This is a genomic window from Halorubrum sp. Ea8 (genome assembly GCF_002252925.1).
Taxonomy (GTDB): Archaea; Halobacteriota; Halobacteria; order Halobacteriales; family Haloferacaceae; genus Halorubrum.
Map to the genome: position 1 here is coordinate 1 of NZ_NHPF01000139.1, position 20,980 is coordinate 20,980.

General features: G+C 71.2%; 28 protein-coding genes. 11 read left to right on the top strand and 17 right to left on the bottom strand.

Features of this window, described 5'->3' with window-relative positions:
* Positions 1–26 precede the first annotated feature (26 nt).
* Complete coding sequence (locus tag DJ74_RS16225; RefSeq protein WP_094527924.1) at positions 27–752, bottom strand: DUF4013 domain-containing protein; 726 nt, start codon at positions 750–752, stop codon at positions 27–29.
* A gap of 145 nt (positions 753–897) precedes the next feature.
* Between DJ74_RS16225 and DJ74_RS16230 the strand changes: the two genes are divergently transcribed.
* The gene (locus DJ74_RS16230; protein ID WP_094524841.1) at positions 898–1,185 is read left to right on the top strand and encodes a transcriptional regulator; all 288 of its coding nucleotides are present in this window, start codon (positions 898–900) and stop codon (positions 1,183–1,185) included.
* 58 nt (positions 1,186–1,243) lie between these two features.
* Here the strand turns inward: DJ74_RS16230 and DJ74_RS16235 are convergent, their stop codons facing one another.
* Entirely contained in the window at positions 1,244–1,705 is a 462-nt protein-coding gene (locus tag DJ74_RS16235; protein ID WP_094524840.1) for a universal stress protein, read from the bottom strand.
* Between the two features lie 84 nt (positions 1,706–1,789).
* Complete coding sequence (locus DJ74_RS16240) at positions 1,790–3,682, bottom strand: ATP-binding protein (RefSeq protein WP_094527925.1); 1,893 nt, start codon at positions 3,680–3,682, stop codon at positions 1,790–1,792.
* 143 nt (positions 3,683–3,825) lie between these two features.
* Between DJ74_RS16240 and DJ74_RS16245 the strand changes: the two genes are divergently transcribed.
* Both DJ74_RS16245 and DJ74_RS16250 read left to right on the top strand, forming a co-directional pair.
* Positions 3,826–4,161, top strand: a complete 336-nt coding sequence (locus tag DJ74_RS16245; protein ID WP_094524838.1) for a hypothetical protein — start codon at positions 3,826–3,828, stop codon at positions 4,159–4,161.
* A gap of 78 nt (positions 4,162–4,239) precedes the next feature.
* Entirely contained in the window at positions 4,240–5,634 is a 1,395-nt protein-coding gene (locus DJ74_RS16250; protein ID WP_094527926.1) for a M28 family peptidase, read from the top strand.
* 38 nt (positions 5,635–5,672) lie between these two features.
* On the opposite strand, the gene DJ74_RS16255 is transcribed toward DJ74_RS16250, so the two are convergent.
* Both DJ74_RS16255 and DJ74_RS16260 read right to left on the bottom strand, forming a co-directional pair.
* The gene (locus tag DJ74_RS16255; RefSeq protein WP_094524836.1) at positions 5,673–5,864 is read right to left on the bottom strand and encodes a hypothetical protein; all 192 of its coding nucleotides are present in this window, start codon (positions 5,862–5,864) and stop codon (positions 5,673–5,675) included.
* A 52-nt stretch (positions 5,865–5,916) separates the two neighbouring features.
* Positions 5,917–6,660, bottom strand: a complete 744-nt coding sequence (locus tag DJ74_RS16260; protein ID WP_094527927.1) for a helix-turn-helix domain-containing protein — start codon at positions 6,658–6,660, stop codon at positions 5,917–5,919.
* 160 nt (positions 6,661–6,820) lie between these two features.
* Here DJ74_RS16260 and DJ74_RS16265 point away from each other — a divergent pair, with 160 nt between their 5' ends.
* On the top strand, positions 6,821–7,402 hold the full coding sequence (locus tag DJ74_RS16265; protein ID WP_094524834.1) for a hypothetical protein: 582 nt from the start codon (positions 6,821–6,823) through the stop codon (positions 7,400–7,402).
* A 62-nt stretch (positions 7,403–7,464) separates the two neighbouring features.
* Here the strand turns inward: DJ74_RS16265 and eif1A are convergent, their stop codons facing one another.
* Positions 7,465–7,749, bottom strand: coding sequence for a translation initiation factor eIF-1A (gene eif1A, locus DJ74_RS16270; protein WP_094524833.1), 285 nt, complete (start codon positions 7,747–7,749; stop codon positions 7,465–7,467).
* 125 nt (positions 7,750–7,874) lie between these two features.
* Positions 7,875–8,471 (bottom strand): AAA family ATPase, encoded by a 597-nt coding sequence (locus DJ74_RS16275; protein WP_094527928.1) that lies wholly within the window; start codon positions 8,469–8,471, stop codon positions 7,875–7,877.
* 199 nt (positions 8,472–8,670) lie between these two features.
* Here DJ74_RS16275 and DJ74_RS19740 point away from each other — a divergent pair, with 199 nt between their 5' ends.
* From DJ74_RS19740 to DJ74_RS16285, 3 genes are all read left to right on the top strand, one after another.
* Complete coding sequence (locus DJ74_RS19740) at positions 8,671–8,805, top strand: hypothetical protein (protein ID WP_254921710.1); 135 nt, start codon at positions 8,671–8,673, stop codon at positions 8,803–8,805.
* Positions 8,806–8,893: 88 nt separating this feature from the next.
* The gene (locus DJ74_RS16280) at positions 8,894–9,601 is read left to right on the top strand and encodes a carbonic anhydrase (RefSeq protein WP_094524831.1); all 708 of its coding nucleotides are present in this window, start codon (positions 8,894–8,896) and stop codon (positions 9,599–9,601) included.
* Between the two features lie 107 nt (positions 9,602–9,708).
* Positions 9,709–10,995, top strand: coding sequence for a PQQ-binding-like beta-propeller repeat protein (locus DJ74_RS16285; RefSeq protein WP_094527929.1), 1,287 nt, complete (start codon positions 9,709–9,711; stop codon positions 10,993–10,995).
* A 188-nt stretch (positions 10,996–11,183) separates the two neighbouring features.
* Here DJ74_RS16285 and ndk read toward each other — a convergent pair whose 3' ends face one another.
* The 4 genes from ndk to rpl7ae are packed head-to-tail and all read right to left on the bottom strand — an operon-like array spanning position 11,184 to position 12,449.
* Positions 11,184–11,663, bottom strand: coding sequence for a nucleoside-diphosphate kinase (ndk, locus tag DJ74_RS16290; protein ID WP_094527930.1), 480 nt, complete (start codon positions 11,661–11,663; stop codon positions 11,184–11,186).
* A complete protein-coding gene (locus tag DJ74_RS16295; RefSeq protein ID WP_092565766.1) occupies positions 11,664–11,852 on the bottom strand; it encodes a 50S ribosomal protein L24e in 189 nt (62 codons plus the stop codon). It abuts the gene before it with no gap.
* Between the two features lie 3 nt (positions 11,853–11,855).
* Positions 11,856–12,080, bottom strand: coding sequence for a 30S ribosomal protein S28e (locus tag DJ74_RS16300; protein WP_094524828.1), 225 nt, complete (start codon positions 12,078–12,080; stop codon positions 11,856–11,858).
* 6 nt (positions 12,081–12,086) lie between these two features.
* Positions 12,087–12,449, bottom strand: a complete 363-nt coding sequence (rpl7ae, locus tag DJ74_RS16305; RefSeq protein WP_094524827.1) for a 50S ribosomal protein L7Ae — start codon at positions 12,447–12,449, stop codon at positions 12,087–12,089.
* 273 nt (positions 12,450–12,722) lie between these two features.
* On the opposite strand from rpl7ae, the gene DJ74_RS16310 reads away from it, so the two are divergent.
* Together DJ74_RS16310 and DJ74_RS16315 are read left to right on the top strand one after the other, a co-directional pair.
* Entirely contained in the window at positions 12,723–14,204 is a 1,482-nt protein-coding gene (locus tag DJ74_RS16310) for a bifunctional UDP-sugar hydrolase/5'-nucleotidase (RefSeq protein ID WP_094527931.1), read from the top strand.
* Between the two features lie 89 nt (positions 14,205–14,293).
* Entirely contained in the window at positions 14,294–14,851 is a 558-nt protein-coding gene (locus DJ74_RS16315; RefSeq protein WP_094524825.1) for a diadenylate cyclase, read from the top strand.
* 83 nt (positions 14,852–14,934) lie between these two features.
* Here the strand turns inward: DJ74_RS16315 and DJ74_RS16320 are convergent, their stop codons facing one another.
* A complete protein-coding gene (locus DJ74_RS16320; RefSeq protein WP_094527932.1) occupies positions 14,935–15,885 on the bottom strand; it encodes a tetrahydrofolate dehydrogenase/cyclohydrolase catalytic domain-containing protein in 951 nt (316 codons plus the stop codon).
* A 104-nt stretch (positions 15,886–15,989) separates the two neighbouring features.
* The gene (locus tag DJ74_RS16325) at positions 15,990–16,754 is read right to left on the bottom strand and encodes an aldo/keto reductase (RefSeq protein WP_094527933.1); all 765 of its coding nucleotides are present in this window, start codon (positions 16,752–16,754) and stop codon (positions 15,990–15,992) included.
* A gap of 362 nt (positions 16,755–17,116) precedes the next feature.
* On the opposite strand from DJ74_RS16325, the gene DJ74_RS16335 reads away from it, so the two are divergent.
* Positions 17,117–17,671, top strand: coding sequence for a hypothetical protein (locus DJ74_RS16335; RefSeq protein WP_094524822.1), 555 nt, complete (start codon positions 17,117–17,119; stop codon positions 17,669–17,671).
* A 22-nt stretch (positions 17,672–17,693) separates the two neighbouring features.
* On the opposite strand, the gene DJ74_RS16340 is transcribed toward DJ74_RS16335, so the two are convergent.
* The 3 genes from DJ74_RS16340 to DJ74_RS18875 all read right to left on the bottom strand — a co-directional run bounded on the left by DJ74_RS16340 (position 17,694) and on the right by DJ74_RS18875 (position 19,560).
* Positions 17,694–18,443 carry a hypothetical protein gene (locus DJ74_RS16340; protein ID WP_094527935.1) on the bottom strand — a complete coding sequence of 250 codons (750 nt, stop codon included), beginning with the start codon at positions 18,441–18,443 and terminating at the stop codon, positions 17,694–17,696.
* Between the two features lie 91 nt (positions 18,444–18,534).
* The gene (locus tag DJ74_RS16345; RefSeq protein WP_094524820.1) at positions 18,535–19,224 is read right to left on the bottom strand and encodes an HAD family hydrolase; all 690 of its coding nucleotides are present in this window, start codon (positions 19,222–19,224) and stop codon (positions 18,535–18,537) included.
* A 123-nt stretch (positions 19,225–19,347) separates the two neighbouring features.
* Positions 19,348–19,560, bottom strand: a complete 213-nt coding sequence (locus tag DJ74_RS18875; protein ID WP_141212738.1) for a hypothetical protein — start codon at positions 19,558–19,560, stop codon at positions 19,348–19,350.
* Positions 19,561–19,607: 47 nt separating this feature from the next.
* Between DJ74_RS18875 and DJ74_RS16350 the strand changes: the two genes are divergently transcribed.
* Entirely contained in the window at positions 19,608–20,747 is a 1,140-nt protein-coding gene (locus DJ74_RS16350) for a CBS domain-containing protein (protein WP_094527936.1), read from the top strand.
* Positions 20,748–20,840: 93 nt separating this feature from the next.
* On the opposite strand, the gene DJ74_RS16355 is transcribed toward DJ74_RS16350, so the two are convergent.
* Positions 20,841–20,980 (bottom strand): PGF-CTERM sorting domain-containing protein (locus DJ74_RS16355; RefSeq protein ID WP_141212739.1); only part of this gene is annotated, 140 nt, incomplete at its 5' end.

Genomic DNA, 20,980 nt, shown 5'->3' on the forward strand with positions numbered 1-20,980 from the left:
ATGCGTTCGTTCAGCGTCGAAGTCGCCTACACCGCGGGCCGCTCCGCGGGCTCCGACTCCGCCGGTTCGGCCGAGACGGGCCGCACGTCGGCCCACGTCCAGCCGATGACGGCGGCCGCGGCGACGAGCGCGTAGAACTGGACGAACAGCCCCGCGATCGTCCCGAGGACCGGAACCACCGAGAGCACGCCGATAGCGAGCGCGCCGGCGAGGACGACCGCGGCGGCGGTGAGCCAGCCGGTCGCGTACGCCCGCTTCGAGACCACGGTCCAGAGCGCCCCGACCGCGAACCCGTCTCCGAGCCGCCCGGAGTCGGCGACGGCGGCCAGCGCCGCGGGGGTCACGTAGAGACCGACGAGCGAGACGGCGAGCCCGGCGATCCCGATGACTAACACGAGGACGCCGGCGACGAAGCTCCCGAGGAAGGTGCCGGACCCGCCGCCGCCGGGCACCACGACGAACGCGCCGACGGTCACCACGGCGGCGACGGCGAACACGGCGAGCGGCACCAGCGAGTAGACGAGCGTGACCGCGAACGCCTTCGCTCCCTCGACGAGCAGGTCGCCCCACTCGTCGAAGACCGGGGGCTCGTCGTCGCCGTCCGCCGTCAGCCGCAGGACTCGGGAGACGTAGCCGAGCACGAGGATGGACGGCACGATGAGCGGGCTCGCGAGCAGGAGCACGCCGCCGATCAGGACGGTGACGACGGCGTCGTCGCCGTCGCGCAGGTAGTCGAGTGAGTCGGATATCATTGGGTATCGGATTAGTTTACGCTCTATGACATGATAAGCACGTACGGTCCCGCGACCGTCGTCGGGTCGCGCTCGGTCAGTCCGGTTTCGGGGCGGACGTGCCGCGGACCGCGGTTTTATTCCCCCACCGGGCCGACCCGAGACCATGCCCGATCTCCATCCGATCGCGAAGCGGATCCACAACGTGCAGCCGCGCCCGGTCAGGCTTACCCTCGACGACGGCGAGACCGGCGTCTTCGAGTTCTCCTCGACCGAGTTCTTCCAGCGGGAGTTCCGCGGCGAGGGCGTCCGCACCGACGCCGACGGCGACGCCGAGTTCCGGCTGATCACCGCCGAGGACCACGAATCGGTGCTGCTCGGCCGATCCGGCCCCGACGAGGAGGGCTGGACCGTCGTCGGCGAGATCGTCGAGGCCGACCGGGTCGAGAACTGAGAGCGCCGGCGTACTCGTCCGAGTAGCCGGACGCCCGCGGCGAGGGGATCGCGTCCCGCTACCGCACGACCGTCACCGGCACGTCGGCGCGGCGGACGACCCCCTCGGCGACGCTCCCGAGGAGGATCCGAGAGATCCCGGTCCGGCCCTGGCTTGCGAGTACGACGTGATCGTACGGCTCGCCGGTGCCCTCCGTCCCGTCCTCGTCGCCGACGGCGGCCTCGCCGCCGGCGACCCCGAGGATCGTCGCGGTCGGCCGGCCCACCTCCAGTCTGGTGTCGATATCGCGGTCCACCGCCTCGGATGACTCGCGGAGGATCCGCTCTCCCCGGCCCCTGGCGCTGTCGTACCACTGGTCGACCGCGCCCGGGAACCCGCCCTCGGCGCCGGTGGTCGAGTCCGCCGGGTTGATCACGTGAAGCGCCGTCAGCTCGGCGTCCGGCCACTCCGTGGCCGCGAACCGAAGCGCCTCGGTCGCCTCGTCCGAGCCGTCGACCGCCACCAGGATCCGTTTGGTCATAGGCGACGCTTCTCGGCCGGTCCTGAAAAAGGGCGACGGCGGATCCGGTCGCGTGAAAACGGGTCGACCCGACTACCCGTTCGCCTACTCGCCGTGGCGCGTCACGCACTTCGAGAGCCCGATCAGCTCCACCGGCTCCGAGTTGTCCGGCGAGTACACCACCATCTGCCCCTTCTCCATGTACGGGACCTTGCCGGCGAGGTTCGAGGGGATGTTGACGCTGTTGATGGCGTCCTCGTCGCCGAGGTTCAACACGATCTTCGTGTTCACCTGTTTGAACACCGACTCCGCGACGTCCTGCGGGTCCTGCGTGATCAGGAAGAGGCCGAGACGCTCCTTGCGGCCCTGTTTGGCGGCCTCCGTGAACTTCTGGACGACCTTCCGGGCCTGCACGTTGTCGGCGTCCGCGAGGAAGTTGTGCGCCTCGTCCATGCCGATGAGGAGCGGCGTCTCCTCGATCCGGTCGCTGTCCGGGTCGTTCGAAAGCTTATCGTCGACGAGGAGCCCCGCGACCGCGAGCACGACGATCTCCTTCTGCCGGGAGGTCGGCAGGTGGTACGTCGGCACCACGGAGAGGCCGCCGGGCCGGACGAGGGTGTGGTCCAACTCCGTGATCGGCTTCGCGTCCTGGTCGAACACGCCGCCGGGGACCGCCCGGACCCGGCGTTTCACGGCGTCGAACGTCGCCTCGTGGACTCGGCCGCTCTCGTCGAGCTCCGCTTTCAGCGCCGGGTCGTCGAGGTACGAGAGGAACTGGCTGTACGTGCCCGAGTCGCCGTAGTCGCCGAAGAAGCGATTGAGGAGGGTCAGCAGGGCCGGGTACTGGTTGTCGTTGAGCCCGGAGCCGGCGACGAGCCACGGCATGTCCCGCGCGAGCGAGAACGGGATGGTGAACTCCACGCGCTCGGCGCGGTGCCCCTCGCCGGGGTACGTCGCGTTCGCGACCCGGGGCACCAGCGCGACCGCGTCGTCGTGGCCGCCGTGCGCGATCCCCTCCCGGTCCAACCGCCGGGCGAAGTCGGCGTCGAGGTCGGGGTTGTCGTCGTGCATCTGCGCGTACTCGTCCTGCGGGTCGAACTGGACGACCGCCATCCGCGACTCCCGGCCGTCGCCGGTCGGGTAGGTGCGGTCCGAGTCGAGGTACTGCCGGAGGACGTTCTTCGAGGCGTGGGTCTTCCCCGACCCGGTCCCCCCGGCGACGAGAGTGTGCCGGAACGCGAGCGGGTCGCCGTCAGTGTAGTCGTCCTTCACCCGGTAGTCGACGGTCGGAGGCTCCGCCGCCGTCCGGACCTTCTCGCCGCCGACGGAGAGGTGACCGAGGAAGACGCCGTCCTCGGGGATCTTCAGGCCGGTCTTGATCTCGGCGTCGTCGGAGGCCTCCTCGACGACCGCGCCCGGCTTCGGCACCCGGTCGGTCATCCGCCGCTTCATGTCGTCGCCCTCGCCGTACACGACGGACATCGGCTCCAGCTCGGCCATGAACTTGTAGTCGCGCTCCGCGAAGTCGTCGCGGCGCATCTGGCGGCGGGCGTGGATCTCGGTGGCGTCGTCCGAGCGGAACTCCTGCGCGTACTCCAGCCCCGTGATCCGACAGAACAGCCGCTCGCCGTCCGGGTACGGGACGAGGAGGTACTTTCCGAGCCGGACCGACTCGCGGTTCCCGGTCGTGACGAACGCCCGCAGCGTCGTCTCCTCGGCCTCCTCGGCGACGCGGAGCCCCTGCGAGACGGAGACGACTCCGAGCCCGGCGTCCTCGCCCGCCGGCTCCACGTCGTACGCGGCGAACCCGTCGTCGTCCGCCTCGTCGCCCTCGGCCCCCGAGGACACCGCGCGACCGCCGTCGCCGGTCGCCGCGCCTCCCGAAGCCGCTCCCTCCGCTCCGGGCGCGTCGTCGGTGTCGCGGTCGGCGGGCGAGCCGGCGTCGCCCCCGCCGTCGCCCTCGTCGTCGGTGAACTCGGTGAAGTCCTCCAGCGTCATGGGCGAATCAGCGGCCGCCACGCCGAAAGCGTTTCCCCCTCCGGGTCGCCCGGGCCGTCGCGAGCGTCGCGGGTGCCGCCGGCGTCTCGGGCGTCTCGCGCCCGTCTCGGGCCCCTTTTCCGCGTCGGGGCCCTATCGTCGGTATGATACTGGTTCGCGGCAGCGGCGGCGGGACCGACCTCACCGGGACGGTGTTCGAGCGCGGCGAGGACCCGCCGACGTACAAGGGCGCGCCCGACGAGGACGCCCCCTACGTCTGGGTGTGCGACTCCTTCTACCAGGTCGAGAGCGGCGGCTCGGCGCTCACCGTCGACGGCGAGGAGATCCGGGTCGCCTTCGAGGAGCCGATGCCCCGCGGGTTCGACACCAAGTCGGCGGCGCTCGACGCGGCCGAGGAGCACGTCCGCACGCAGTTCGCCCGGATCGGCGTCGACCCCGACGACGTGGCGGTCGAGACGACGAAGGCCGACCCGGCCTGAGGCGTCGTCGGACCGGACCGCCTCGGGTCGGGTCCGGCTTCCCGCAACCCCTTTTCGCCCTCGGTCTAACCGGGTCGTATGACAGCGCTACCGGACCGCGTCGTCGGCGACGCGCGCACGAGCGACTTCGGCTGGGACCTCCTCACGGACCTGACTGACATCGGGAACCGGATGGCGGGGTCGGTCGGCGAGCGGCGCGGCGCGGAGCGGGTCGTCGCCGCCTTCGAGGACGCCGGGCTCCGGAACGCCGGGCTCGACGAGTTCGAGATCCCCGGCTGGTGGCGGGGCGACTCCGCGATCGAGCTCTCGGGTCCCGTCGACCGCCGACACGAGCGCTCTCACGAGGTCATCGCGCTCCCCGGGACGCCGGCCGGCGAGGCGAACGCCCCCCTCGTCGACGTCGGGGACGGGACCGACGAGGAGTTCGCGGCGGCTGGCGACGCCCTCGACGGCGCGGTCGCGATGGCCTCCTCGCGGACGCCGGAGACGCACGACCGGTGGATCCACCGGATGGAGAAGTACGTCACCGCCGCCGAGCGCGGCGCGGTCGGCTTCGTCTTCCGAAACCACGTCGAGGGGGCGCTCCCGCCCACCGGCGAGGTCGGCTACCACAACCGACCGGGGCCGATCCCCGCGGTCGGCGTTTCGAAGGAGGTGGGCGAGCGGCTGGCGCGCCTCGCCGCCGAGGCCGGCGACGGCGGCGGCGACGTCCCCGACGCGCCCGAGGTGTCGATCGAAGTCGACTGCCGGAACGAGCCGACGACCTCGGTCAACGCCGTCGCCGACGTCGGGCCCGACACCGACGAGGCGGTGTTCCTCACCGCCCACGTCGACGCCCACGACGTGAGCGACGGCGCGAACGACAACGGCGCGGGGTCGGCGCTCGTCGCCGAGGTCGGCCGCCTGCTCGCGTCCGTCGAGAGCGACCTCGACACCCGCGTTCGCGTCGTCACGTTCGGCGCGGAGGAGATCGGCCTGTGGGGCGCGTACCACGCGGCCGAGACGACGCCGCGCGACGAGATCGCCTGCGTGGTCAACCTCGACGGCGCCTGTAACTCCCGGAACCTCCGCGTCGGAACGAACGGCTTCGACGGGATGGGAGCGGTGTTCGGGTCGGTGGCCGAGGCGTTCGACGCCCCCATCACGACCGGCGAGACGGTCTCGCCGCACGGCGATCAGTGGGCGTTCGTGCAGGAGGGGATCCCGGCGGTGATGGCGTCGACGACGTCGGAGCGGTCGGGACGGGGGTGGGGCCACACCCACGCCGACACGCTCGACAAGCTCGACCCGCGCGACCTCCGAGAGGTGGCGACGCTGGTCGCCGAAGCGACGTACCGCTTCGCCACGGACGGCGGCGGCGCGGCCGGCGGCGACGAGGTCGCGCACCGGTCTCGGGCGGCGATCCGGGAGTCGATCGCCGACGGCTACGTCACGGAGCTGAAGACCGGCGGTCGCTGGCCGTACGACGAGTGACGCTCGCGGCCCCGCGAGCGACCGCGGCCGCTATCGCTCTACTCCTCTTCGTCCGCGTCGCAGACCCCGAGCGGGAGCGACTCCGGCGGCTCCGCGTCGCCGTCGAGCCCCTCGTAGGCGTCGTCGATCAGGCGGGCGAGCTGGGCCTCGGGCGTCACGCCGCGGGCGGCCGCGAGCGCCGCGAGCCGCTCGTACTGCTCGACAGGAACGGACACCGAACCCTCTGTCATACCCGTCGCTGAACGCCGTAGCTACAAAAGCGTTGTTCGGACGCCGATCTGGTCACTCGTCTTCCGGCGATTCCCCCGCCGTCGACCGCTCGCCCCGGTCCGACTCGGTCTGCCCCTCGAACCGGTTGAAGAGGGCGTTCATCACCGTCGACTCCGCCCGTGAGAGGTGCTCCCACACCGTCGTGGATCCGAGTCCGAGCTCGTCGCCGACGTCCTCGACGCCCACGCCGCTCCCGTGGTCGTAGTAGCCGACCGCGATGGCCGTCGAGAGCACCTCCCGCTGTCTCGGGGTGAGCCCGTCGAGGATGCCCGAGGCCGGCAGTCCCGGCGGTCGCTCGATCGACCCCATCTCGACGTTGCGCGCGAGCTCGACGTCGTTGTCGCCGCGTTCCAGCTCGCGGATCATCGCGGCGAGGTCGTCGTCCGCCTCGATGTACACCGTCCAGCGCTCGATTCCGGCGGTGATTGTCGTCCCCGTTCGGTAGTGGATCCCCATCTCCGAGAGCCGGCCTCTGATACCCTCCCAGCCCTCGCTGTCGACCACGACCGCGACGTACGCGTGGTTGCCGGTGACCGGCGACAGCGGCTCCGCCTCGACGACGGCGTCGGCCGCGCGGAACTCGTCGATGAACGACTCGATATCCTCTGTCGGCCCGCGGAGCTCCACGATCCGCTTCCGCTCGGTCCCCCGGCCGGTCATCGACGAGACGGACCGCATCGTCACCTCCGGGTGGCGAGTGCTCACCTCGGACTCCGGCCCGCCGCGGTGGCGGATCAGGAGCGTCACTTCGCGCATACCACTGTGTGGGCGCCGACGTTCAAACGGTTTCCGGGACGGTCTCGCGGGTGTGTCGGCGCCCGCGGGGGCGGTCTCGCGGGTGTGTCGGCGCCCGCGGGGGCGGTCTCGCCCGCGGCTGCCACGGGCTTATGAGCGCGCGTCGCCAACCACCGATCGAATGCCCGACGACCCCGCCGAGGACGGGCGAGCGGCCGAGTCGTCGATCGACGCGAACGGCGAGGTAACGGAGTCGGTCGACGACTCACTGGACGCGACGGACGCCGTCGACGACGAGGTGCAGCGTCGCCTCCGAGAGGCGTATCTCAACGACGAGGAGAGCGTCCTCGTCGTGACCGCGGTGCGGTCGACGGATCGCCGCGTCGTGGTCGAGCTCCGACCGCCTCACGGGGGGGCGACCCACGTCGAACGCTTCTCGGCGCCTCGGGACGGGTCGCTCGCCGAGTCCGAGGCGTTCCTCTCCTTCCTCGACGCCGCTGGCGTCTCGCCGCTGGACGTCGACGAGGTGGTCGGGACGCGGGTCCCCGCGACGTACGACCCGGACGGGGGCTGGCGCCTCGACGAGGCGTACGTCGGGGGGCGCGGCGGGACCGAGAGCGACGCCGCCGAAGCGGGTCGGCTCTCGGAGCGGTGGAACCGGGCCGCCGAGTGGCTCTGGACCTACCGCTACTGGCTGGTCGCGGTCCTCCTCGTCGGCGGCGAGCTCCTGTTCGTGGCCGTGATCGTCCTCCTGTTCGCCTGACCGGGTCGCTACCCGCTGGGCGGGAACGGGGACGAACGCGGCCACTGGCCGCTCGAAAACGACTACTGGATGTGTCCTTCGCGCCGCAGCTGGTCCGCCTCGTCGTCCTCGTATCGCCACTCGACGTTCGCCTTCTCGTCCTGCCAGGACCACGGCTCCGCGAGCACGACGTCGCCCTCGCTGATCCACGTCCGGTACTTCATGCGGCCGGGGATCCGGCCCAGTCGCGTCTCGCCGTCGACGCACCGCAGGCGGACGTGGTTCCCGCCGAGGTGCTCGGTCACTACGGCGAACACTTCGTCGTCCGAGGGCATTCGGAGGTTCCGACGCCCGGATTCTTCGCTCATACAGTCCGTAGTGCGTTCGTCGGTATAAGTGATGGGAGACGCGTGTGTGCGTTCGCCGTGCGAATCGCTAGCACGAGTCGAGGTGGAGGGACTCCCGGCGGTGGCGGCGCCGTCGTCCCCGCCGCTCACTCGCCGCCGCCCGGCTCGGCGCCGAACGCCGCGTCGACCTGCGCGAACGTCTCCGCCTCCGCGCCCGAGTTGTCGACGGTCACGTGGGCCGTCTCGATCCGATCGAAGACATCCTTGAAATGGAGGTAGACGTCGAAGTCGGCGTCGCTGATCCCGTCGCGGCGCTCGATCCGACGCTCGACGACCGACTCGTCGCACTCGACCTCCACGAGGTCGAACGATTCGGCCGCTCGTTCGCCCATCTCCCGGACATCGGCGCGGAAGCGGGCGTCGGCGAACGTGGCGTCGAGCACGACGGCGTCGCCGTCGGCGGCGCGCTCGCGGGCCCGGTCGATCAGCTCCGCGTACACCGCCTCGGTCTCCGCGTCGGAGTAGTCCGGGTCCCCGAACAGCTCCTTCCGGATCACGTCCGTGCGGAGGATCTCGCCGTCGACGTGAGCGGCGATCCGCTCGGCGACCGTCGTCTTGCCGACGCCCGGAAGCCCGCAGACGACCGCGAGGGCGCCGGCCTCGGCGTCGCCCGTCTCATCGCCGCCCCGGCCGGCAAACGCGCCGGCGGTGTCCCCGCCGTCGACCGCGTCACGGTTCGACATCGACACCTCCGCTCGGTCCGGCGAGTTGTCGCGCTCCGTCGCTCATCCACCAGTACGGTCCGGCGAGAGGTAAAAGAAAGTTCTCTTCGACGGCGGGAGGCTCGTCGCGGTGCCGATTCGACGGCGATTCGGCCGGCGGAGACGCCCGCCCCGGGACGCGAGCGAAGCGTTCAAACCCCGCGGCGACGAGGCGACTCGTATGAGAGACATGGAAAGCCTCGTCCTCGACCAGAACGAGGAGACACTCGCGCCGGCCGTCGTGGTCGCGACGGTCGCGTTGATCGCGGTGTTCGTCCTCGGATTCCTGTTTCAGATCGTCGGGTTCGTGATCTGACCCGGTCGGCTCGTCCCGGCCCTGCCCTTTTGGGTCCGTCCCGCTTCGGTCCGGCCCCTTTTTGAACGCCCACCGGGAGTTGCTGATTATGAGCCGCGAACTCCTCGCCGAGCTCCTCGACGGAAACGACGACCACGTCGAGTCCGCCGCCGCCGGCGAGCTCGCCGCCCGACGCGACGGGCAGCGACCGCCCGTCGTCTCCGTCTGCTGTTCCGACTCGCGCGTCTCACAGGAGGGGATGTGGTCGGTCGATCGACCGGGGTTCCTCTTCACCGCGGGCAACATCGGAAACCGCGTGAGCGACGTCGTCGACGGCGAGCGCGTGCTCTCGGGGAGCGTCGCCTACCCGCTCGCTCACACGGACACGGACGTGCTCGCGGTCGTCGGCCACACCGGGTGCGGCGCGGTCGGCGCCGCCCTCGCGGCGGTCCGCGACGGCGCCGTCCCCGAGGAGCCGGGCGTCCGGGCGGACGTGGCGGAGCTCGTTCCGATCGTCGAGGCGGGGATCGCCGAGGTCGGCGAGGACCGCGCGGCCGCGGACGACGGCGCCGGCACCGCCGCGAGCCTCCGCAACCGCCTCGTCGAGTACAACGTCCACGAGCAGGTCGCGGCCGCCCGCGAGACCGAGGCCGCCGCCGACGTCGACGTGTACGGCTTCGCGTACGACTTCCACCGGGCGTACGGCGACCGCGACGGCGCCGTCTACCTCGTGAACGCGAACGGCGAGCGCGACCCCGACGCCCTCCGAGAGCTCGTGGGCGCGGACCACGCCGACAACGTCACCACACTGCTGTAGCCCGCCCGTGACTCGCCCGTGACTCGAACCGTCCGCCCCGTCGTCCGCGACATCGTCGCCCGCCGCATCCGACAGCCGTATGCCCGCGACGCCCGAACGTGTCGGCAATGGACCGCCGCGTTCTGTTCGCGACGCTGATTCTCTTGGCCGGCGGCGCGACCGGCGTCGGCGTCGCGCTGTTCGCGTTCGTCGGGATCGACGACGGTGCGGTCGACGCCGAGGTCGTGTGGGAGACCGAGCCCGTCGGCGGCGACGACGGGAGCGGCGCCGTCGTCGCCACGATGGACGGCGACCCGATCGTCGTCCAGTCGACGACCGCAGACGGGGAGCGAGTCGTCCGCGCGACCGCGGTCGGCGGCGGCGTCGCGTGGCGGACGCCGCTCTCCGCGATCGCGACGGGGGACGCCGCCGGCGGGGACGACGACTCCGGTGAGGACGACGACTCCGGCGGCGGCGCAGGCTCGGGGACCGGCGGCGGCCCGCCCGGCATCAGCGGCCTCGTCTCCGACACGCTCGGCGGCGACTCGGTCGTCGCGTTCACGACGGAGTCGGGCTCGCTCGTCGTCCTCGACGCGACGGACGGCTCGACCCGGTTCGCCGTCGACGTCGGCGGCTCGGGCGCGACCCGGCCCGCGGTCGGCGACGTCGACGCCGACGGCGACGCCGAGGTCGCCGCGGCCGCGACCGACGGCGCCGTCGTGACCGTCGACGCCGACGGCGACCCCGTCTTCGAGACGACGGTCGACGGGGGGATCGACCGCCGCCCGCTGATCGCCGACTTCGAGACAGAGGACGGCGGCGAGGCGCCCCGAGGCGTCGCCGTCGCGACGGTCGGAGACGACGGGGCGACGATCCGCCTGCTCGACGCGAGCGGCGACGAGCGCTGGACCGCGACGCCGGCCGTCACGCCGCTGACGTGGACCGCGGTCGACGCGCCGGACGGGCCGGTGCTCGCGCTCGGCGGAACGAGCGGGAACCTCCAGACGGTCGACCTCGCCGACGGCTCCGGGCGGTTCGAGGTCGGGCTCCAAGACCTCCCCGTCACGGTCGGTGACGCCGGCCCCGGCCGGATCTACGTCGGCGGCGCCGGCAGCGTCTGGGCGGTCGACCTCCGCGACGGCGAGGTCGCCTGGAAACAGCAGTACGGCGGCGAGACCCGGGTGAACGCCCCCGGCGTCGCCGACGTCCGCGGAACCGGCGAGCCCGGGCCGGTCGCGGTGAACCGCGGGGGAGAGGTGCTCGTGTTGAACGCCAACGGCGAGGCGATCGCGCAGGGCGACGTGGGCGGGGCCGTGGTGTACGCGGGACCGCTGTTCGCCGACGCGACCGGCGACGGGACCGACGAGGTGCTCGTCGTCACCGATGACGGGCGCGTCGTGGCGCTCGACGACTGAGCGGCCGTTCGCCCTCCGACTTCGACTGGGAGCTCGCCGCGAGAGTTTATAAGCGTCAGCGGCGAGAGAACCGCACGACTCCGCGGGAACGTTGACGATTGTTCACCGGAAACGCGGTGTGTCGACGGAGCGACCGCTCGCGGTTCCTCGGAGGCGTCGAAAAGCGGAAAGCCGGGCTTCGTGCGCCGTTAGTGCGATTCGTCCTCGTACACCCACGCGGCGGTGTCGAGGCCGTAGTCGACGAGCTCGTCCTCGTCGAAGAACAGGTCGATCTCGCGCTCGTTCGCGCCCTCGTCCTCGTGGTCCGACGCGTGGATCACGTTGTGGCCGAGGTCGAGCCCGAAGTCGCCGCGGATCGTGCCCGGGGCGGACTCGGCGGGATCGGTCTCGCCGACCATCGCGCGGACCTGTCGGGTCGCGTCGGCTCCCTCCCACACCATCGCGAAGACGGGGCCGGAGGTGATGAACTCGACGAGACCGTCGAAGAACGGCTTGTTCTCGTGCTCGCCGTAGTGCTCGTGGGCGAGCGCCTCGTCGATGCGCATGAACTTGCCGCCGACGAGCTTCAGGCCGCGCTCCTCGAAGCGGGAGACGATCTCGCCGATGAGACCGCGCTGGACGCCGTCGGGCTTCACCATCACGAAGGTGCGCTCGTCGTGGTGGCTCATCTACTCGCCACCGTGGTCGCGCCCTTCCTCGGTCCACTCGAGGTCGCGCGCCTCGCGGCCGAGGAAGTAGTTCTTCTCCGCCTTCGAGTCGACGAAGTGGAGGATCTGTCCGTCCTTCTTGACGTACATCGTGCCCGTGCCGGGCTCGATCTCCTCGCCGGTGTAGTCGCAGGTGCGTGTCTCGACCATTGGTTATCGGCCTCCGATGGAGTCGGCGTCGCGCTGGGTCTCCCGGAGCTGGAGCACGTCGCCCATGCGGACGGGGCCCAGGACGTTCCGGGTGATGATCCGGCCCTGGTTCGATCCCTCCTGGATGCGGCATTTGACCTGCATGGCCTCGCCGTGCATCCCGGTCTTGCCGACGACCTCGATCACCTCGGCGGTGGTCGAGTCGTCGATACCCTCTTCTGCGCTCATGGGTGGTTATCGGAGCTCCGCGACCTTCTCGGCGATGTCCTCGACGTCGTCGTCGGCGTCGCCGGCGTCCACGACGGCGGCGGCGGCCGATCCGACCTCGAGGCCCGCGGCGTGACCGACGTCGTCCTGGGTGTCGACGAAGACGACCGGGATCCCCTTCTCGTCGGCGAGCTCGGGGAGGTGCATGACGATCTCCTCGGGGGAGACGTCCTCCGCGACGATGACGAGGTCGGCGTTGCCGCGCTCGACGGCCTTGGTGGTCTCGTTGGTTCCTTTCTTCACGGTGCCTGTGTCTCGAGCGACCTCGAGCGCCTCGAGCGATCGCTCGGCGAGGTCGGCTGGGGTTTCGTAGTCTACGTAAACGGGCATATGTTGTTCACCTATCCTCCGTGCGGGCTCGCGTGTCCGTCCCGTGGTCGGTCCCTAACGGAACGGCACATCATCAACCCCACAGAGGCTGTGACCCGACGTAGTCCGGACGTCCATAAAAGCGCTTTCAATGTCCCTCGCGTGTGCGAGCGGGAGTCACGGGGCGGGAATCGGCTCCCCCAAGTCGGGAGTCGGCCGTGCCGAACCCGGAGCGCCGCCCGCGCCGGACTCCGCGTTTTTTAAGCGTCGCTCGCCCCTCCCGTCTGACATCGCATGGTCCGTCTCGTTCACTACTCCGACATCGAGAACGTCTTCGACGCCCCCGAGCGGGCGGCTCGCCTCGCCGGCCGGATCCGGGCGCTCTCGGGCCCCGACGCCGCGGTCGTCGCCACCGGCGACACGACCGCGCCGGGCGTCCTGTCGCTGGTCGCGAGCGGGCGGCAAGTCCTCGACTTCTACCGGGCCACGGGCACTCAGCTCGACACGTTCGGCAACCACGAGTTCGACTACGGCCCGGACGCGCTCCGCGGGCTCGTCGCCGACGCGCCGGCGACGTTCGTCTCCGCGAACGTCCGCGACGAGGCGGGCGAGCCGTTCGGCCGCGACGAGGGCGTCGTCCCGTGGGCGGTCCGCGAGGTCGACGGAGCGGCGGTCGGGTTCGTCGGCGTCACCGACCCCGCCACCGACTCGCTGAACCCGATGGCCGCCGAGCTCTCATTCGACGACCCGGTCGCCGCCGCGCGCGACGCCCTCGCCGAGATGCGGGCCGCGGTCGCCGAGGGGGCGAGCGGGACCGACGCCGACGCGCTCGATCACGCCGTGGTCCTCTCCCATCTCGGCGCGGGCGACGACGACCTCGCGCGGGCGCTGGACGTGGACGCGATCCTCGGCGGCCACGTCCACAGCCGCCGGAACGACGTCGTCGCCGGTACCCGGATCGTCCGCCCCGGCGTCAACGGCGAGACGGTGGCCGAGGTGGAGTTCGGCGGACGCGCTCCGAGCGACGCGATGGCCGACGGGTCGGGCGACGCCGCGGCGAACGACGCCGGAACTCCCGTCCCGACCGCGACGGTCCACGAGCCCGACGGCGCCGATCCGGCGCCGGGCCTCGAAGACGCCCTCGCGGAGCGGATGGCCGCGGCCGACCTCTCGGAGGCCTTCGACGTCGTCGACCGGCCGATTGAGCGCACGGGCGAGGTGGTCCACGGCGGCGAGTGCCGCGTCGGCAACTTCGTCGCCGACGCGTTCCGCTGGGCCCACGACGCCGACGTGGGGCTCTCGAACGCCGGCGGGCTCCGGCAGGGCGACCCGTGGGCGGGCGAGGTGACGAAGGCCGACCTCATCAGCCTGATCCCGTTCGAGGAGCCCGTGGCGCTCGCCTCGGTCACCGGCGCGGAGCTGCACGACGTGTTCCGCGAGATGGCCGCGCCCGACGTCGATTTCGGCGAGGACGACTGGTGGCACGGACACGTCTCGAACGCCGAGGTCGTCTGGGACGCCGACGCCGAGCTCGTCCTGGAGGCGACCGTCGGCGGCGAGCCGATCGACCCGGAGCGTCGCTACACCGTCGCCGTCTCGGAGTACCTGCTCCACTCCGAACACGAGTTCCCGACGCTCGGGCAGCGACACCGGATCGACGAGGCCGACATCCAGTACGAGGTGCTCGCCGCCTACGCCCGCGAGCACGGGATCGACCCCGAGATCGAGGGCCGCATCGAGATTCGGAACCGCGCGGCCGCCGGGGACGAGGACTGAGCGGCCGACGGCGACTGGGCGGTCGGCGGCGCGAGCGCCGAACCCCTGAGAGGGTTTAACATGGTTTGAGACGTGTGTACACACACCACATGAACGCGCTTGACGAGGTGCTCGAGAAGTACGCGACGAGCCAGAGCCTGATGGATCACATCAGGTACACCGCCGAGTCGCTGAGTTTGGAGTTCGAGAAGTGGGGCGAACAGTACGTGAGCGGTCCCAGTCTCTACATCCTCATCGTCGCGGAGGTGAACTTCGCCGACTACACGGACCCCCTCGGCGACAACGAGTGGCCGGTCGACCGCTGCCGCGTCGTCACCGAGTCGCGCGACGTGTTCACGAAGGTCGCCCGGGACGTGGCGTTCAGCCGAGACGGCGCCGTCATCGTGACCGGCGACGGCACCATTCAGCAACAGATGGTGCGCGTCCGGAACCCCTACCGGGGCGAGGTCGAGGACGTCGAGGACCTCGAGTTCCCCGACTGGATGGGGACCAAACACATGAGCGCCCTGGAGACGTCGCTCCGCGACGACGTCCTCTGGGGAGTCACGCTCAGCGAGGAGGACGGGCGCGTCACCACGTTTCTGAACGGCACGTACCAGGACTATCCCCGCGACGAGATCGGGGGGCGATGGCGACCCGAGACGTAGGCGGACGCCCCGACGAGCGACGACCGCGTCGTGCGACGACCGGGACGTTTCGGCGGGACTGAGCGCGTCCGTCGCCGTTCCGCCTAATCGAGGTCGATCGCGACGTCGGACTGGATCCCCGCCGCCTTCACCGTGTTGTGAAGGAGCATCGCCCGCGTCATCGGCCCGACGCCGCCGGGGACCGGCGTGATCGCGCCCGCGACCTCCGTCGCCGACTCGTAGTCCACGTCGCCGACGAGCTCGTACCCCTTCTCCGTCTCCGCCTCGACCCGATTTATCCCGACGTCGATCACGGTCGCACCGGGCTTGAGCATCGAGCCGTCGACGAACTCGGGCATCCCGGCGGCCGCGATCACGATGTCGGCGGCCGCGAGCTTCCCCTCCAGGCCCTCGGTCCGGGAGTGACAGACCGTCGTGGTCGCGTTCCCGACCGGGCTCTTCTGGATCAGGAGGTTCGCCATCGGCTTCCCGACGATGTCCGACCGGCCGACGACGACCGCGTCCGCGCCCTCGGTCTCCACGTCGTACGCCGCGAGGAGCTTCTGGACGCCGTGTGGCGTACAGGGTTTAAACCGGGCGTCGCCGGCGACGAGCCGCCCGACGTTCTCCGGGTGGAAGCCGTCCACGTCCTTCTCGGGGGCGATCCGCCGGAGGACGCTCCGCTTGTCGACGTGGTCCGGGACGGGTAGCTGGACCAGGATGCCGTGGACGTCGTCGCGGTCGTTGAGGTCGTCGATGGTCTCGTACAGCTCGTCGGCGGGCGCGTCGGCGTCGATCTCGACGTGGACGCTCTCGATGCCCACCTCCTCGCAGTCGCGCTGTTTCATCGAGACGTACGTCTCGCTCGCGGGGTCGTCGCTCATCAGAACGGTGGCGAGCCCGGGCGTCACGCCGGCGTCCGCCAGCGTCTCGACGTGCGCGGCCACGTCGGCGCGCACGTCGGCCGCGACGGACTCCCCGTCGATGATCGTCGTCGCGTCCGGGTCGTCGTCGCCGGGTGCGTCGCCGCCCGCGCCGTTCGCGCTCTCGGTCATGTTCAGATCGAGAGCGAGGCGGTACAAAAGTGACACGGGATCGTGCCGATCTCGGTGTTCTCTCGGGGCATATTATACACAAAGATGGGTCGATTGGGCTGACGCTACTCCGGGAACAGCTCTTCCTCGCGCTCGACCGCGTCGATCGCGGCGACCTCATCGGGAGCGAGGTCGAGGTCGGCGGCCGCGAGGTTCGCGCGCAGGTGGGCCTCGCTCGACGCCTTCGGGATCGCGGCGACCGGCTCCTTCGCGGTCGCCCACGCGATCGCGACCGCCTCGGGCGCGGCGTCGTGCGCCGCCGCGACCGAACGGACGGCGTCGACCTCGCGCACCCGACCGCCGGCCAGCGGCGAGTAGGCGACCACGTCGTAGCCGCGTTCGCGGGCGTGCGAGAGGAGTTCCGGCCGGTAGAACAGCGGGTGGAGCTCCGTCTGGTGGGCCGCCAGCGGCGCGTCGAGGACGTCGAGAGCGCGGTCCAACTGGGCCGGCTCGAAGTTCGAGACGCCGACGTTCCGCACGAGCCCCTCGTCGACCAGCCGATCGAGCGCGGGCAGCGTCGCCTCGGGATCGTAGGCTCCTCGGGGTCGGTGGACGTACAGCAGGTCGATCGCCTCGACGCCGAGACGGTCCGCGCTCTCGCGGGCGGCCGGGCCGACCTCGTCGGGGGCGAGATCGTCGATCCACAGCTTCGTGGCGACGGTCACCTCGTCTCGGGCGACCTCGCTCGCGGCGAGTCCCTCGCCGACGGCCGCCTCGTTGTCGTAGATCCGCGCGGTGTCGAGGTGGCGGTAGCCGACCGAGAGCGCCGTCACAACCGCGTCCGGGTCGTCGATCCCCATCGTACCGAGACCGACGGGCGGGAGGTCCATGACGCTGCGAGGGCCGACCGAGTCAAAAAGCGTCCGGCTTCCCGCGCTCGACGACCGATTCGAGGCAGAGACGACCGGAGCCAGTTCGGGCCAGGAGCGACCGGCGCCGGTTCGGGTCGGGAGCGATCGGCGCCGGTTCGGGTCGGAAGCGATCGGCGCCGATTCGGGTCGGGAGCGACCGACGCCGACCCGGCGCGGCTCCGTGTTATAAGTGCCTCGCCGGCGCAGTGAACGGTATCCCTCCATGCGAACGGTCCCACTGCGTCCCCGCCCAGCGGCGGGGCCTCCGACCTCTCGCCGCGAACGGAGCTCCCGAACCGACGGCGCTCTCCCTCTCGACCGACGGTCGAGGCGTGCGGTCAATGAGCCGCTCGCGCACGTGGTCGTTCGCCACGGCCCGCGGGTCCGTCCGCGTCGCTCCCGGCGAGCTCCGGATCCGCCGCGGCGTGGCTCGAAGCGTCGCTGCGGCCGGAAGCGCACTCGTCTCCGGGCGCCTCCCGTCGGCCCTCCGCGACGGCGGTTGGAGCGGGATCGCGGCTCTCGCGGCGATCGTTCCCGCGGCGGCCGAGTGGCTCCTCGCGGGCGGCGGGACCGCGCAGACGGCGATCGGCCTGCTCGGTCTGCTCACCGCGGTCGGCGGCGTCGCCGCGTCGGTGGCCCGCGAACGGACGACGACCGTTTCTTACCGAGACGTCGAACACGTCGCCTTCGACGACGGCGAACTCGCTATCGTCCACCGGAGCGAGGACGGCGACGGCGAGCGCGAGACCGAGACGGTCCGACCCCGCGACGACGCGGAGCGGGCCGACGCCGCGGTCGCGCTCCGCCTCCGCGGAGTCGACCTCCGGGGCGTCGAGGACGACGAGGCGGTCTCTCGGACCGTCGTCGACGCGCCGAAGAGCGAGCTCCTCGCGTGACGCCTCCGCCGTCCGGTCGGTCCTACCGAGACACCGCGAACGACACGTCGCGGTCGGCGACCGCGTACCCCTGCGCCGCGACCGCGTCGGCGTAGTACGCGTCCGCGACCAGCGCCTGCGGAACGCTGCGGAGCCCGAACCGCCGCCGGGAGAGCAGCTCGACGTCGACAACCGTCTCGCCCGGGGCCCCGTCGGCCGCGTCCCGGATCGAGACCGCGTACGCGCCCCACGGCGCCCCGTCGAGGGTCCCCTCGATCCGGACGCGCGCGACCGGAGCGACGCCGTCGTCGCTCGCGGGGTCAGCGGGGTCCGCGTCGGTCGCATTCCCGTCCGGGTGCGCCTCCGTCTCCGTCGCTATCTCCAGCGAGTAGGTCCGGAGCCCGACGAGCGACGAGTGCTCGTACGCCCCGCCCGCCCCGTCCGAGGTCGGGCGAACCTCGTCGGCGACGGCCCACTGGAACGCGAGGACCGGCGGCGTCGCCGACGCGAACGCCTCGGTCACCGCTTCCGGGGACGCGTCGGTCAGGAGCCTCGTCGTCCCGCGCCGACGCAGGAACGGAGCCCGAACCGCGACGAGGAGAACCGCGCCCACCGCCAGCGCGGGAAGCAGATCGGCGAGCGCGAACGCGGCGAGGAACGCCCCGGCGACCGACAGGGCGACGAGCCAGCTGACGGCGCGCTCGGCGCGGCGGTACCGCTTCGCGATCGGCCGGACGGCCGAGCGGCGGGCGTCGGCGTCCGGACTCGTGGAGGGCGAGGACACGGGCGGCATCTCGGTCGCGGTCTGAATAGTGGTTGCGGTCCGAGGAACGAACCCCCTCGACCGCGTCACGGGTGGGTACTCTCGACCGCGCCGCGGGCGGCTAAAATCGATCGCTCGCGGCCGCGTCCACCGGCGACCGCCCGCAGATGCTCACCAGGTCGTGGAGGTCGTCGATCTCGTACGTCGGCTGGCAGGAGAGCTCCGCGGAGCGGCGGTGCGGACGCCGGACGAACGCGGAGTCGATGCCGGCGTTGTCGGCGGCGCGCACGTCCGACTCGTTGTCGCCGACGAACAGCGCCGTCTCGGCGCCCAGGTCCTCCAGGGCGCGTTCGAGGTAGTACGGCGAGGGCTTCTTCCGCGAGAGACTGGCGATCGACGGCTCGCGCCCGTACGCGACCTCGAACCGCCCGGCGAGACCGAAGTGGTCGAGGACGGCGTCGACGGTCGCCTGCTGGTTCGAGGAGACCACGCCGAGCGGGGCGTCGAGGTAGCGGAGCGCGTCGACGTCCTCGTACGGCGTCTTCCGCCCCGCTCGGGCCGCGTCGATCTGGGCGTTCGAGGCCGTCTCGTCGCGGACGCGCCAGAACTCCGCCGGCTCCATCCCGTAGCGCTCGCAGATGTCGGTGAGCGTCGCGGGGTCGACGCCGACGGCGACGTCGTCGACGTGGGCCAGGTCGGGATCCTCGACGCCGAGGCTCACGAACGCGTCCCAGGCGGCCTCACGGAGCGTGTTGAACGGGGTCCGTCCGACGAGCACCCCGTCCTTATCGAGGACGACGGCGTCGTACACGGCTCACCCTCAGAGGGTAGCCGTCAAAAAGCTTTCACCGGTTCCACCCGCGGTTTCACGCGCCCGGCGAGCGGAGCGCGGCACCGACGATCGGCCTCGCCGTCCGTCAGATTCATCCCCGCGCTAAAGCGCGAGGCTTTCTCCTCGATTCTCCGTAAACAGGCGGACGACCGGCGTCGAAACCGGCGACGGGATCGCGACAGGCGGGGTCCGAGCGCGATCGGCGGCGCCGACGGTCGGATCGTTGTTTCTCGCCGACATTTTTTCTTCGTCGTCCGGGGAGAAATGAATCCGGATTGACACCACCGGAGAGGGACCGATCTCACGGTCGAACACGCCTCCCGCACTTTCAATACCCGGCGCGACGAACCGTCGACTTGCACATGAATATCGTTGATATCGCGGTGCCGGAATACGTCGAGGTCGACGTCGACACGCGACTCGCCAAGGTCCGGTCCATCTTCGAGCGCGAGAACCCGAAGGGGATCGTCGTCACCGACGACGGCGAGTACGTCGGCGTGGTCGGCGAGAAACAGCTCATGCGCTCGCGCATGGAGGACGATACGAAGGTGTCGGCCGTCATGAAACCCGCGCCCTCCGTCGACCGCCACGAGGACGTGCGGGAGACGGCCCGCCTCCTCGTCGAGGGGGACGTGAAGATCGCGCCCGTCTACGAGGGCGAGAGGCTCTACGGGATCGTCACGGTCGACCAGATCCTCGAGGCCGTCCTCGACAGCCTCGACGCGATCACCGTCGCGCAGGTCGCCACCGAGGACGTCATCGGGATCAGCGAGAAAGACAGCGTCGGCCGCGCGATCAACCGCCTCCGCGAGAACGGGATCTCCCGGCTCCCGGCGCTCGACGAGGACGGCCAACTGGTCGGCGTCGTCACCACCAACGACATCGTCGAGTTCGTCGTCCGCGACCAGGAGCGACAGGGCAGCGGCGACCGCGCCGGCGACATCGACCGCATGCTCGACATCCCCGTCTACGACATCATGTCGAGCCCCGTCGTCACCGCGACCGCCGACGAGACCGCCCAGGCGGTCGTCGAGCGGATGTTCGACAACAGGGTCTCCGGGCTCGTCGTCACGCCGGACGGCGCCGACACGGTCGCCGGGATGGTGACGAAGACCGACGTGCTCCGGGCGCTCACGTTCACCGAGCAGGACTCGATGGACGTGCAGATCACGAACGTCGACCTGCTGGACACGACCACCCGCGGGCACATCGTCGAGTCGATCGAGCAGGTCGCCGACAAGTACGCCGCGATGCACGTCATCCACGCGCACGTCCGGCTCCACGCCCACAAGGAGAAGCTCCGCGGCACGCCCCTGATCCAGTGTCAGATCCGCCTCCGGACCAACGAGGGCCAGGTCGGCGGCTCCGGCGAGGGGTACGGCGCCGAGCACGCCTTCCACGTGGCGCTCGACAAGCTGGAGCGCAACGTCTTGGAGATCAAGGGCGTCAACGCCGACGAGGAGTACCGCGGCCAGCTGCTCCGCAAGCTCGGCGAACTGTGAGCACATAAGGCGTTCGGCGACGCTCGGCGGTTCCGGCGGTTTTTCGCGACGTCTCGTGATGCCCGGCCGATAACGGTGTTCCGGGCGTCGGTATCAGGCGTTCCCGGCGCGTAGCCTTCCGAGCAGGGTCGCCGCGAGGAGCGCGACCACCCCGGCGATCGGCCCGAATCCTGGTGCCTCGTCGTCCGAGGTGTCGTCCGGCGCGCCGGGCTCGTCGGTCCCCGCCTCGTCGT